Annotated in this window: 11 protein-coding genes; 4 read left to right on the forward strand and 7 right to left on the reverse strand. The window is 51.4% G+C overall.

Annotation, left to right across the window (positions count from 1 at the left end):
- The first annotated feature begins 495 nt into the window (after nucleotides 1-495).
- From rfbB to rfbD, 4 genes are read left to right on the forward strand one after another with little or no spacing between them, the layout of a single operon-like run.
- Nucleotides 496-1572, forward strand: coding sequence for a dTDP-glucose 4,6-dehydratase (gene rfbB / locus Q9L42_RS09400; RefSeq protein ID WP_349432673.1), 1077 nt, complete (start codon nucleotides 496-498; stop codon nucleotides 1570-1572).
- A gap of 3 nt (nucleotides 1573-1575) precedes the next feature.
- Nucleotides 1576-2451: a glucose-1-phosphate thymidylyltransferase RfbA gene (gene rfbA / locus Q9L42_RS09405; protein ID WP_305908699.1), complete on the forward strand. Its 876-nt coding sequence runs from the start codon at nucleotides 1576-1578 to the stop codon at nucleotides 2449-2451.
- The gene (gene rfbC, locus Q9L42_RS09410) at nucleotides 2451-2996 is read left to right on the forward strand and encodes a dTDP-4-dehydrorhamnose 3,5-epimerase (protein WP_305908698.1); all 546 of its coding nucleotides are present in this window, start codon (nucleotides 2451-2453) and stop codon (nucleotides 2994-2996) included. The genes rfbA and rfbC overlap by 1 nt, the downstream gene beginning before the upstream one ends.
- Nucleotides 2993-3877, forward strand: coding sequence for a dTDP-4-dehydrorhamnose reductase (gene rfbD / locus Q9L42_RS09415; RefSeq protein ID WP_349432674.1), 885 nt, complete (start codon nucleotides 2993-2995; stop codon nucleotides 3875-3877). The genes rfbC and rfbD overlap by 4 nt, the downstream gene beginning before the upstream one ends.
- Nucleotides 3878-3915: 38 nt before the next feature.
- Here the strand turns inward: rfbD and Q9L42_RS09420 are convergent, their stop codons facing one another.
- The 7 genes from Q9L42_RS09420 to Q9L42_RS09450 all read right to left on the reverse strand — a co-directional run bounded on the left by Q9L42_RS09420 (nucleotide 3916) and on the right by Q9L42_RS09450 (nucleotide 12258).
- The gene (locus tag Q9L42_RS09420; RefSeq protein WP_349432675.1) at nucleotides 3916-5211 is read right to left on the reverse strand and encodes a diguanylate cyclase; all 1296 of its coding nucleotides are present in this window, start codon (nucleotides 5209-5211) and stop codon (nucleotides 3916-3918) included.
- A gap of 641 nt (nucleotides 5212-5852) precedes the next feature.
- The gene (gene nhaD / locus Q9L42_RS09425) at nucleotides 5853-7262 is read right to left on the reverse strand and encodes a sodium:proton antiporter NhaD (RefSeq protein ID WP_349432676.1); all 1410 of its coding nucleotides are present in this window, start codon (nucleotides 7260-7262) and stop codon (nucleotides 5853-5855) included.
- A 993-nt stretch (nucleotides 7263-8255) separates the two neighbouring features.
- The gene (locus Q9L42_RS09430) at nucleotides 8256-9074 is read right to left on the reverse strand and encodes a F0F1 ATP synthase subunit gamma (RefSeq protein ID WP_305908693.1); all 819 of its coding nucleotides are present in this window, start codon (nucleotides 9072-9074) and stop codon (nucleotides 8256-8258) included.
- On the reverse strand, nucleotides 9071-10534 hold the full coding sequence (locus Q9L42_RS09435; protein WP_432648895.1) for a F0F1 ATP synthase subunit alpha: 1464 nt from the start codon (nucleotides 10532-10534) through the stop codon (nucleotides 9071-9073). Before Q9L42_RS09435 ends, Q9L42_RS09430 begins: the two co-directional genes overlap by 4 nt.
- A gap of 25 nt (nucleotides 10535-10559) precedes the next feature.
- Complete coding sequence (locus Q9L42_RS09440) at nucleotides 10560-11306, reverse strand: F0F1 ATP synthase subunit delta (protein ID WP_349432678.1); 747 nt, start codon at nucleotides 11304-11306, stop codon at nucleotides 10560-10562.
- 15 nt (nucleotides 11307-11321) lie between these two features.
- Nucleotides 11322-11588 (reverse strand): ATP synthase F0 subunit C, encoded by a 267-nt coding sequence (gene atpE / locus Q9L42_RS09445; protein WP_305908690.1) that lies wholly within the window; start codon nucleotides 11586-11588, stop codon nucleotides 11322-11324.
- 1 nt (nucleotide 11589) lies between these two features.
- Nucleotides 11590-12258: a F0F1 ATP synthase subunit A gene (locus tag Q9L42_RS09450; protein ID WP_305908689.1), complete on the reverse strand. Its 669-nt coding sequence runs from the start codon at nucleotides 12256-12258 to the stop codon at nucleotides 11590-11592.
- Between the last annotated feature and the right edge of the window lie 58 nt (nucleotides 12259-12316).

Here is a 12316-nt window from a genome sequence, read left to right on the forward strand (position 1 = left end):
AAAGGGCATGAGGTGTGTTTGGCGAGGATGTCGGCAGCCAGGATGCTGCCGTCAAGCCCCCAGGGATGGGTTTACCCAGCACCTAAATTCCATGGCTACTGGAGTATATTTTACATTCCAGGATAATTTAGGTGCTGGGTGAACGGCGCTCCTCGACAGACACACCCCATGCCCTAAACACAGCAAAAATGTTCAAACTGGGAATTGCTTGAGTGCGGCATCCATGCCGCGCACACTTCTTCCAGAGCTACCTGTACCGTCTTAACCCGAACTCAGGGTAGACACGGCAAAAATTGCTGGCGCCTACCGAGTATCCGTCATATACAATATGACTGAGTGCTAGTACGGCAGCATTATTCTAATAGCGGGTAAGGGCATTAAAAAACACCTAAGAATTCATGCGCTTGCTAAAGCAGACAACTCGTCAGATGATAATGAATGCCATGCTAGTGCTATGCTGAGTCAATCTTGAGGAATGCAGTCCAACAAATAACTATGAGTCAGAAAAAAATCTTTGTCACCGGCGGCGCCGGTTTTATCGGCTCCGCCTTGATCCGGTTTCTGCTGGAAGAAACCGATCACGAAGTCGTCAATATCGATAAGTTGACCTACGCCGGCAACCTGGAGTCATTGGCGTCGGTGGCTAACGATGACCGCTATCACTTCGCCCATTTCGATATTTGCGACGGCGTAAGCATTGCGCGCCTGTTTGCCGATCATCGGCCGGATGCGGTCATGCACTTGGCCGCCGAGTCCCATGTGGACCGTTCAATAGACGGTCCGGGGCAGTTCATTCAGTCCAACATCGTCGGCACTTATACTTTGCTGGAGGCGGCAAGACAGTATTGGCAAAGCTTGGAAGTAGACGAAAAGGAGGCGTTTAGGTTTCATCATATCTCTACCGACGAAGTCTATGGCGCCTTGGGCAAGACCGGCTTGTTCACCGAACAAACCCCTTATGATCCCAGTTCGCCCTATTCAGCGAGCAAGGCGGCATCGGATCACCTGGTCAGGGCTTGGCAGCGGACTTACGGTTTGCCGGTGGTGTTGACGAATTGTTCCAACAACTACGGGCCTTATCAATTTCCGGAGAAATTGATTCCCTTGGTCATCCTGAATGCACTGGAAGGCAAGGCGTTGCCGATATACGGTGAAGGCGACCAGGTCCGCGACTGGCTGTATGTCGATGATCATGCCCGCGCTCTCTACCAGGTGGTCAGCGAAGGAAAGGTCGGGGAAACCTACAACATCGGCGGACATAACGAGAAAACCAATTTAGAGGTGGTGAAAACGATTTGTGTGATACTTGATGAACTGAAGCCAGAGCATCCGGCCGGCATCAGCCGTTATCAGGACTTGATCACCCATGTTCAGGATCGTCCCGGCCACGATCGGCGTTACGCCATCGATGCCGGTAAAATCGCCGACGAATTGGGCTGGACGCCACAGGAGAGCTTTGCTAGCGGCATCCGCAAGACCGTGCAATGGTATCTGGATAATGCCGATTGGTGGCAACGGGTTCAGGACGGCAGTTATCAACGCGAACGACTCGGTTTACAGACAGGAGACTGATAGATGAAAGGCATAATCCTGGCCGGCGGCTCCGGCACACGTTTGCATCCAGTGACCCTGGCGGTGTCGAAACAATTGCTGCCGGTTCATGACAAGCCGATGATTTATTACCCGCTCAGCGTGCTGATGCTGGCCGGGATTAAGGAGGTATTGATCATTTCGACTCCGGAAGACATCGGGCGCTTCGAATATTTACTCGGTAGCGGCCAGCAATGGGGCATAGAAATAGATTATGCGGTGCAGCCCGCACCCGAGGGGCTGGCCCAGGCCTTCATTATCGGCGAGGAGTTTATCGGTGATGCTCCCTGTGCCTTGGTGCTTGGCGACAATCTGTTTTATGGTCATGATTTTGAGCCACTGTTGGTCAGGGCCGTGCAAAAACAGCAGGGCGCAACGGTGTTCGCCTATCCGGTGCAGGATCCGGAGCGTTATGGCGTGGTCGAATTCGACCGCTACGGAACCGCGATCAGTCTGCAGGAAAAACCAGCCCAACCGCGTTCGCGTTATGCCGTGACGGGGCTGTATTTTTACGACAATCAAGTCGTTGAGATCGCCAAGTCGATCAAGCCTTCGGCGCGCGGCGAGTTGGAAATCACCGATGTCAACAGCCGTTATCTGCAACAACAGCAGCTTTCGGTCGAGATCATGGGGCGGGGCATGGCCTGGTTGGATACCGGAACCCATGAATCTCTGTTGGATGCCTCCCAGTTCATTCAGACCATCGAGAATCGCCAGGGCCTGAAGATCGCCTGTCTGGAAGAAATCGCCTGGCGTAAGCAATGGATCGATGATGAGCAACTGAAGAAACTGGCCGAACCATTGTTAAAAAATAATTACGGCAAATACTTGATGCGCTTGCTGGAGGAGACGGTATTCTGATGAAGGTGATAACGACCGAAATCCCGGATGTATTGATTTTGGAGCCTAAGGTGTTCGGCGATCAGCGCGGCTTCTTCAAGGAAAGCTTCAATCAACAAAAATTCACCCAGGCGACCGGCATAGAAACAACTTTTGTCCAGGACAATTATTCGCGTTCCAGTCAAAACGTGTTAAGGGGCCTGCATTATCAGATTCAGCAGCCGCAGGGCAAACTGGTCTTCGTCGGTCGCGGTCGCGTGTTCGATGTCGCCGTCGATTTACGTTTATCGTCAAAGACTTTTGGCCGTTGGGCCGGCGTCGAACTCAGCGATCAGAATCATCGTCAGCTTTGGGTGCCGCCTGGATTCGCGCATGGCTTCGTCGTGTTGTCCGAAACGGTGGATTTTCTGTATAAGACCACCGATTATTATGCGCCGCAACATGAACGCTGTATCGCTTGGAATGACGCCGAGCTGAAAATCGTTTGGCCGGTCGCCGGCGAGCCCCGGCTTTCCAAGAAAGACAAACAGGGCGTCGCATTTAAAGACGCAGAGTATTTTGCATGAAGATATTGATCTCCGGATGTCAGGGTCAAGTCGGTTGGGAACTGATGCGGGCTTTGTTGCCGTTAGGCGACGTGGTCGCCCTGTCACGGCGGCAATTTGACCTGACCGAGCCTGAGAAAATATGTGCCGCGATACGCGATATCGGCCCCGATGTGCTGGTTAATGCGGCCGCCTATACCGCCGTCGACCAGGCCGAACAGGAAAGCGAGTTGGCGCAAACCATCAACGCTTCGGCGCCTGGCTGGATGGCCGAGGAGATGAAAAAAAGGCAAGGCTTGATCATCCATTATTCCACCGATTATGTGTTCGATGGTTGCTCGGACAGGCCTTATCGGGAAACCGATAGTCCAAAGCCGATCAATGTCTACGGCAAAACGAAACTGGCCGGCGAAATGGCGATCAGGGAGAGCGGCGCCGATCATGTTGTTTTGAGGACATCCTGGGTTTATGCGGCCAGGGGACGTAATTTTCTAAAAACCATACTTAGACTGGCGGCCGAACGCGAAGAATTAAGCATTGTAGCCGACCAGAACGGCAGTCCGACATGGGCGAGATTAATTGCCGAAACCAGCGCGCATATTCTCAAGCAATCCGTCCTAGAGAAAAAACAGGGATTGTTCGAGTCGGATCTTTATCATCTGACCTCCAGCGGCGCCACAAGTTGGCATGGCTTTGCCGAGGCGATTATCGCCATGGCCAGACAGAGAGATGACTTCAAGGTCAAAACCCGTCGTCTCGAAGCAATCCCCACTTCGGCTTATCCGTTGCCGGCGCAACGGCCGTTAAATTCAAGGCTGGATGTTTCTAAACTGGAACAAAAGTTCGGTTTGCACATGCCGCATTGGCAAGACGCCTTGAGCTTTTGTCTGCAGGAAGTTTGAGTCAATAAGCGAAGAAAGCACGAGTCTATGAGGGTTAATCAGGACAAGTCGGCTTGGTAAATCACGCTCTGGTTGCGGCCTGACCCCTTGGCTTGGTAGAGCGCCTTGTCGGCCTGGCCGGTGATCGCCGTCATCAGGTTGCTTTTCGATTGATGGGGGGATTTACTGTGCTTCTGCGCATTGAGAATCTTCCGATCGGATGTCGACAGGTGGATTGGGAACTCGGCTATGCCGATACTGATCGTGACCGGAACGGGCTGGCGCTGATCATTCTTTAACGATAATCGTTCGATGTTCTTTCTGATCCGTTCGGCGGCGATATGCGCCTGTTTGGCGCGCGTTTCGGGCAATAACACCGCAAACTCCTCGCCGCCATAGCGTATGGCGTCATAGCCCCTGAAGCATTCGGCGACTTTGACCAATACTTCATCGCCGAAGATATGGCCGTGCTGGTCATTGATGGTTTTAAAGTGATCGATATCCATCACCAGCAACGAGAAATGGCAATCGTTGTTACGGTAATAGCGTTCTACTTCACGCTGCCCCAAGCGGTCAAAGGCATTGCGGTTATAAAGATTGGTCAGTTGGTCGACATAGGAACGGTTGATTTGTCGCCTTAAAAAAGCAGGCCTCAAAACCTGAGCATCATCGTGGAACCCGGACAGCCAGCGCTGCAATTTGATGGTGTTGGGGACATCAAAAGCTTCCAGATTGAAGTAACCAGGCGATCCTTGCGGCTCGCTGAGGATGAATTTTTTACAGCGGATGGGATGGGATTTGACGTAGAAATACGATTTCTCCGGAAACTCGACGATCAGGTGTTTAATCAGATGGGGCGAGACCGGATGGTTCAAATAGGTTTCGGAAAACGCCTCGAGGTCGAAATCAGCTTCCGGGGTCAGGGCGGGGGACTCGGTCAGCGACAGCGCATGCAGTTTATTGACCGGCAATAAATTTGGCTCTTGGCTGTCACCATAAGAGCCGGCGAAGAAATATTGGGAATTGCGGACGACCAGACCGAACGGATTGAAGATAACCGGCTCCGGCAAATCTTCGTAGTTGATTTTTAATTGCCGTTTGCCGAACAGGGCCTGCTTATAGCGTTCAAGCAAAGCTTGATATTTTTTTTCTTCATAATCATTGAAAACTCCTTGCCAGTAGGACTGCACGGAAATCTTTTTATTCCAATCCTCTATCGCCGTCGCCAAATCGTCGTCCACTGAGCGCAGCTGATCCTGCTGCTCTAAATACTCGGCAATTTCACGGGGCAACAAATGGGCCAAATGTTGCATCATGACGTGGCGTATAAAGGCGTCCTTATTCTGTTTATGCATGAACCATTAATGCAGATAAATAAAAATTTACAAAATTTCCGGCGATCGCCGCAACCCAGGATGATGGGCTAAAAGGCATACCGGTCGGCTCGACGAGGCTCACATAAAAACGGCTAGAGAGCAAGTGTGGATTGTTTGCTCGACTTAGGGATGGGCTGAGTAAATCGGCACTGCCAAAATCGGTGACGACAAGTCATTGATTTAGAGAGCCGATGGCAAACCGCCGACGCATTCCTGAAAAAATTTATTGTAACCTGAGTTCGGGTTAAGAAACCAGCCTGTCTTAGCCCTTTGGCAGGGCTACCTCATTAAATGAATGAGTGGCAAAACAGAAAATTAACAACAAATACGCCAGGCAGGATGAGGATATGGATTCCTCTCCCGACGCAGTTCAGCACATCCGAAGGCAAGACGGTGCTTTGCGTAGGAGCGCCGCCCTCGGCGCGAAAAGAGCCATTCGGGCCGAGGGAGGGCCTCCTACGGGCAGACTTTGGCGAATCCGCGGCGCAAATAGCCGCATGTCGCTATGCGAAATGCAGGAGCAATTTTCTACCTGTAAAATCTGCATTTCCCCGTCCTTGGTGACCAGTCGTTGTAGTCAGAGAGGGACGTGTAAGTGCCGCGTGAAGCAGCATGACAGTTCAGCCATTCAGCATCAAGTGAGTGTAAATACTAAAAAGATAACCCAAGGCTATGGCGGGAAACCATTTTAAATGGACCAAGAAGGTATAGGAATTTCTTGCTTGTCCCATCAGTGCGACGCCGGCAGCGGAACCGATCGATAACAGACTGCCGCCAACGCCGGCGGTCAAGGTGACCAATAGCCACTGGTTTTCGGGCATTGCCGGATTCATTGTCAATACGGCGAACATGATCGGAATATTGTCGATGATGGCCGATAATAATCCGACCATTATGTTTGCCGTGGTCGCGCCCAGTTCATCGTACATGAATGCCGATATATCGCTTAAATAGCCGATGAATCCAATTCCGCCGACTGACATGATGACGCCATAAAAGAAGAACAGCGTGTCCCACTCGGATTTGGCAATGTGGCTGAAGACATCGAAGGCGCTGCCGGAAGGCTCCGACCCCGGAATCATGTCAAAAGAAGCCCTTTCTTGTCTGAATTTGAGGCGTAAGTAATAACCGAACATCTTCAAATAACCTAGGCCCATCAGCATGCCGAAAGCGGCGGGAATGTGCAGGAACTGATGAAACAAGATAGAAGTGGCTATGGTGGCCAGGAACAACAAGACTATGATGATCCCGCCATGTTTAATGGCCGCATCTTCTTCTTCGGGCAGTTCGGGATGACCCTTAGGCAAATAAAAATGCATCAACGCGGCCGGCACGAGGAAATTGACTATGGCGGGGATGAATAACTTGAAGAAAGTCGAAAATTCTATGATGCCTTTTTGCCAAACCATCAAGGTCGTGATGTCGCCAAAGGGACTGAATGCACCGCCGGCATTGGCGGCGACGACGATATTGACACAGGAAATCGCGGTAAAATCGGGTTGCGACGACCCGACTGTTAATACCACGGTACACATAATCAGGGCGGCGGTTAAATTATCGGCGACCGGTGAGATCATGAAAGCCATCGCTCCGGTCAGCCAAAAAAGCTGCCGATAACTGAAGTTTTTGGAAACCAGTTTATAATGCAGCGCCTCGAAAACCCCGCGCTCTATCATCGCGCTTATATAGGTCATCGCAACCATCAAGAAAAAAAACAGTTCCGAATATTCCAGAAAATGATGCTTCAGCGCTTTGTTGGCGGTTTCGCTGATATCATGTTGCGCGTAGATGAAGGCAATAATCGCCCAGATCAACCCGGCGGCGACCAAAACGGGTTTGGACTTGTGCAGGTGCAGTTTTTCTTCTAAAAATACCAGGATATAGGCGATGGAAAAAATGCCTAATACTAAGTAACCGGAAAAATGCGTGGTCAGATCTAATCTATGTTGAGCGATTTCGGCGCCAGACGCCGACAGGGAAAATAGCAGCAATGAATTCAGCGAGAGTATTTGGAAAGTTGTTGTACGCATGATTGTTGCAGTTGACTCAGAACCGGGAAAGATGGTCGATGAGAATGGCTGCCTTACCCCGTTTTAAGAATGTTCGGAAATTTTAAAACTTTAAGGCTATTCTAGCGTTTGAACCTTGCAACAACCTTTCAGCATGGTTTCTTTAGCGTAACATTGTCGAATCAAGCCGAAAGAGCCCGCAATTCCCATGTCATCAGTTTGGAGTTCAAAAAGGGCATGGGGTGTGTTTGGCGAGGATGTCGGCAGCAAGGATGCGGCCGTCAAGCCCCCAAGGGATGGGGCTCAGGGCTACCTCATTAAATGAATGAGTGGCAAAACAGAATTTAACGACAAATACGCCTAAAGTAAGTTAAACGTTTAGGGTGTGTTAAATACCCCGCCTCGCGTGCACGGCCAATTTTGCCCCGGTGGCGGTTTTTGGCGGCTTGCTTCGCGAAGCCGCCCTACGATGCGGTAGGGTGTGCTGACGATAGGAAGCGCACCGGTTTTTGATGCGCTTCACGCTGTTCAACATCCGAATGCGAAATGCAGGTCAACGAGGTCCTGAACGATTCAACCGTGACTAGCCTAGAGTAAGTTAAACGTTCGGGGCGGGTGAAATAACCCGCCCCGCCCAGAGGGATGATGCGATATTAACCAATGTGTTGGTTCAGGTACTTTTTAATGAGGGAACCCTGGGATGGGTCTACCCAGCACCTAAATTCCATGGCTACTGGACTATATTTTACATTACAGGATAATTTAGGTGCTGGGTGAACGGCGCTCCTCGACAGACACCCCCATGCCCTAAACGCAGCGTAACTATTCAGTATCTTTCGGGTTTTAGGCAGTAGGTCATTGATTTCTCAGGACGCGTGAATACTTCCATGTAAGCTCTGACTGCAACGTCCTGTTGCAGACAGCCCGATAAATCAATAACCTACTCCCTCTTAGTAAAACTACGCTGAATAATTACAACGCAGCAAAAATGGCCAAACTGATGGGAATTGCGGCTTACTGGGAAGGGGGTTGCGCATTCAACAATATGACTTCGATTTCTTCGGTTATTTCCTCCTGGCGGTAAATTTGGCTGATTTTGCTCAATCGTGCCGTTTCTTCGTCTAGATGATTGACCGCATTATCCAGATGTTGCAGGCGTTGATTATTTTCCGCGGCATAAGATGCGTACAGCACATCTTGCAGTGAGCTGAATAAATAATGATCTACCAGTTCAAAGAGAAACTGGGGCGGCTGTAAATTGAGCAGCGGTTCAATTCGATGTTCGGAATGTCGCTCCGCGGTCGCCGGAGGCAATAAGGGGCGTTGGATGATGCCGGCATGTTCACCGTGATGATATAGGGCCGAAAGCTTGCAGAGCGTTTGTTGATAGCGTAGCTCGCCTAGGGCGTCGATCAATTGGCTTAGCACTTCCTTGATTTCATCGCCGCCGTTAGCTCCCGGAACGGCGCTGAAGGAAATCTGAGCCTGATTCAGGCAATTGCACAGACGATTGCCGATGGCAATGATCTGGCTGGGCGACAACTCCGTTAACTGTTCGATCAGGCTTTCATTAAAGTTGCCGCAGAAACCCCTTTCGGAACCGACCACGATGACGATAGACGGGCTGTTCGCATCGACCTTAGGTAAACCGGGATAAAACTGCAGGAAGTCGGCCATCACCGTTTCGATATGGCGGACGACCCGGTCTTGCGCCTGTTGATATTGGCTGAGTTTGTGGATTTCCATGAAAGCCATGTTTCTCAGCGAATGCAGAATGCTGCGTATGTCCTTCAGTTGCTCGATATGCAATTGCAGGGTGCGGCTTTGCGTCATGATGCATCATCCTCGTTAGGAGTCAAAACATCGGCTAGAAATCTGCGCCATTGCTCTAAGTCGCTGTTTAATGACAACACCGACTCGTCCACCGCAATTTGCAGGCGTTCCATTTGTTCGTCGATCTGAGACGGCTTCAGCGGATCGAACAAACCGTTGTTGTAGGCGATCAACCAGGCTAATTGAAAGGCGCTGCTAGCCGGCATCAGGCGGTCTTGTTTCAAGATTTCCCGCAACAGCCGTCCGCGTTTGATTTTGGCTTCCATCGACGCTTCCAGTTTTTGCCCGAAACGGGAGAAATTTTCCAGCTCCAAAAATTGCAAATAATCCAGCTTCATTCTATCCGCTTGATCGCGTATCGCCGTATGTTGAGCCTTGCCGCCGATTCTGGAAACCGACTTGCTGATGTCGATGGCCGGACGAAAGCCGCTGACAAACAGATTGCTATCCAGATAAACCTGGCCGTCGGTAATCGAAATCAGGTTGGTGGGAATATAAGCGGCGATTTCTCCCTGTTGGGTCTCGACGATCGGCAGGGCGGTCATGCTGCCGCCGCCATGCGCGGCATTCAACTGGGTGGAACGCTCCAGCAACCGGGAATGAACGAAGAAGATATCGCCGGGAAAGGCCTCTCGGCCTGGCGGCCGACGCAGCAGTAATGATAGTTCGCGGTAAGTCTTGGCGTGGGTCGCCAGATCGTCGTAAACAATCAAGGTGTCATGGCCTTGTTTCATCCAATAATCGGCGATCGCGCAGCCGGCGAATGGCGCGATATATTGCAAGCCGGGCAGGGCGCTCGCTTCGGCGACGACGCAAACGGTGTAATCCAGTGCGCCATGACGGTGCAAGGTGTCGATGGTATTGACGACGGTGGTGCGTTTTTGTCCGATCAGCACATAGACGCACAACACGTTTTTGTCCTTTTGATTGATCACGGTGTCGATGGCCAAGGAACTGCGGCCGGTGCTTTCGTCGCCGATCAGCAACTGACGTTGTCCTTTGCCCAGCGGAATCATCGAGTCGATGATTTTGATGCCGGTGTATAACGGTTTGTGGACAAACTCGCGGGCGATGATAGGCGGAGAAGGCTGTTCCAGATTGCCGCGAACCACATGAGAGGGACGGCTTAATCCGTCCAGTGGTTCGCCGAGCGGATCGATCACCCGTCCCAAAAAGCTGTCTCCGACCGGCACGCTGAGACTGTAACGGGCTAAGTAGACCAGCGTGCCGGCGGTCAGCGCTTCGGTTTCATATAGCAGCACGGCGCCGATCTGCTCGCGGTTAAGGTCGAATACTATCGCGCGACTGCCATCGGCAAAGATCAGGATGTCATCAATCGCCGCCGACGGTAAGCCTTTGATCCAGCAGATGCCGTCGCCGATCGAGACCACGATGCCTTGTTCGGCGACGCGTAAGCCGGGTTGGTAGTTCTCCAGCCATTCCTGCTGTCTTTGCAACAGCTTGCTGTCAGCGTACCAATCGGCCTCAGAAATCACGGGCGATCTCCGTAAATCCGCTTAATTCATGTTGCAGATCGGCATGCAGTATCCAGGCGCCGATATCGATCTTGAAACCGGCGATCAGGTGCGTATTCTGGTCATATTGGAATTGCATCGGATTATCGATCAGAGAGGCGAATTTTTGCTCGAGACGCTGTTGTTGCTCATGAGTAATGGGGTAGGCATGGCTGACATTGATTTCCAGAGAGGTGTTGCTGTCCACTGTTTGCAAGGATTGAATACAGGCTTCCGGCAGTTGCTTTAATTGACTCAGCAGCAGTTCAAACAAACGCTGTTCCAGTTCCGGACCGGCCGCCTGCCGCAATATCAACGCCGCGAAGCGGGAACCGTTCATTAGCGCCAATTTTTGTTGCTGCAGATGGATTTCTTGTTGCTGCTTATGCATCGCGGTGCGCGCCTTATGACGTTCCTGGTCCAATTCTTCCTGCAGCTTCGACATTACTTTGTCTCTTTCCTTTTCCAGTTGCTGATGCAGATGCGCGATCGCCGCTTGTTTTTCTTGTTCCCATTGATGTTGGCGATTCTGATAATTTTTTTTCAGCTGTTCGGCTTCCTTGCGCATTTGTTCGGCTTGACCCAGCGAATGGTCGATTAACTCTTTGCGCCTGGCGATCATGTCCCGAATCGGCCGGTAAAATAGACGTTGCAATATCCAGATCAGGATCAGAAAATTGATGATCTCAAGGAAGAAAGAGGATAGGTTGAATTCCATCTGACGGCGTCCCGGTCAATTAACGATATAAGCCAATAGCGGATTTTTAAACAGCACGATCAGAATGATGACCAAGCAATAGATGGCCAGTGATTCGATCATCGCCAGTCCGATAAATAGGGTTCGCATGATGGAACGCTCCGACTCGGGTTGGCGAGCCATCGCCTCCAGCGCGCTGTTAATGGCTCTGCCCATCGCCAGCGCCGGACCCAATACGCCGATGGCAATGCCGAACACGGCCGCAATCGTCGAACCTAACACTATCCAGATCATTTCGTTCATGTTATTCCTGCGGATGAGATTGTTGTTGGGATTGTATCGCGCCGGCCAGGTAAATCAGCGCCAGCATGCCGAAAATATAAGCTTGCACCAACGCCTCGATGATATGCAGCATCAGGATGGGGATAGGGGCCAAGAAGCCGGCTACCAGCAAGATCAGCATCGCCGCCAATTCCAGGCTCATGATGTTGCCGAATAAACGGATCGCCAACGCCAGTGTGCGAGTCAGTTCGCTGATGATATGAAACGGCAGCAGTATGGGGGTCGGCAGCAAGTAATGGTGTAGATATTTTTTCCAGCCCCGAGTGCGTATGCCGAACCAGTGCACCGACAGAAATACCAGAAGCGCCAGAGCGGAGGTCACCGACAGGTCGCGGGTCGGCGAATGCAGTCCGGGAATCAGGCCAATCAGATTGGCGATGACGAGAAATATCCATAGCGTCGCGATAAAGGGCATGATTTGTCGGCCGTGTTCCGGCGCCACCGTCAGTATGCTTTGTTCGATGACGCCGAAGCCGGCCTCGATCACCGTTTGCAGCGGGCTGGGAAGCATTTTCAGATGTCGCGTCGTCAGCCAGGCAAAACCAATAAAAGCCAGCATGATGCCCCAGGTCGTGATGATCGAGGCGTGAATCGTCAGCGAGCCGACTGTAATCGAATAATCATCATTCATTGCTTTCTTGCTCGTTATCACCGATGTGTTATCACCCGTTTTACCACAGACTGCCCGG

The sequence above is a fragment of the Methylomarinum sp. Ch1-1 genome (assembly GCF_030717995.2).
Classification (GTDB): domain Bacteria; phylum Pseudomonadota; class Gammaproteobacteria; order Methylococcales; family Methylomonadaceae; genus Methylomarinum; species Methylomarinum roseum.

Coding starts and splice junctions, on each gene's coding strand:
- rfbD (WP_349432674.1), top strand. CDS start 2,993: ATGAAGATATTGATCTCCGGATGTCAGGGTCAAGTCGGTTGGGAACTG.
- rfbA (WP_305908699.1), top strand. CDS start 1,576: ATGAAAGGCATAATCCTGGCCGGCGGCTCCGGCACACGTTTGCATCCA.
- Q9L42_RS09420 (WP_349432675.1), bottom strand. CDS start 5,211: ATGCATAAACAGAATAAGGACGCCTTTATACGCCACGTCATGATGCAA.
- atpE (WP_305908690.1), bottom strand. CDS start 11,588: ATGAACGAAATGATCTGGATAGTGTTAGGTTCGACGATTGCGGCCGTG.
- nhaD (WP_349432676.1), bottom strand. CDS start 7,262: ATGCGTACAACAACTTTCCAAATACTCTCGCTGAATTCATTGCTGCTA.
- Q9L42_RS09440 (WP_349432678.1), bottom strand. CDS start 11,306: ATGGAATTCAACCTATCCTCTTTCTTCCTTGAGATCATCAATTTTCTG.
- rfbB (WP_349432673.1), top strand. CDS start 496: ATGAGTCAGAAAAAAATCTTTGTCACCGGCGGCGCCGGTTTTATCGGC.
- Q9L42_RS09430 (WP_305908693.1), bottom strand. CDS start 9,074: ATGACGCAAAGCCGCACCCTGCAATTGCATATCGAGCAACTGAAGGAC.
- Q9L42_RS09450 (WP_305908689.1), bottom strand. CDS start 12,258: ATGAATGATGATTATTCGATTACAGTCGGCTCGCTGACGATTCACGCC.
- rfbC (WP_305908698.1), top strand. CDS start 2,451: ATGAAGGTGATAACGACCGAAATCCCGGATGTATTGATTTTGGAGCCT.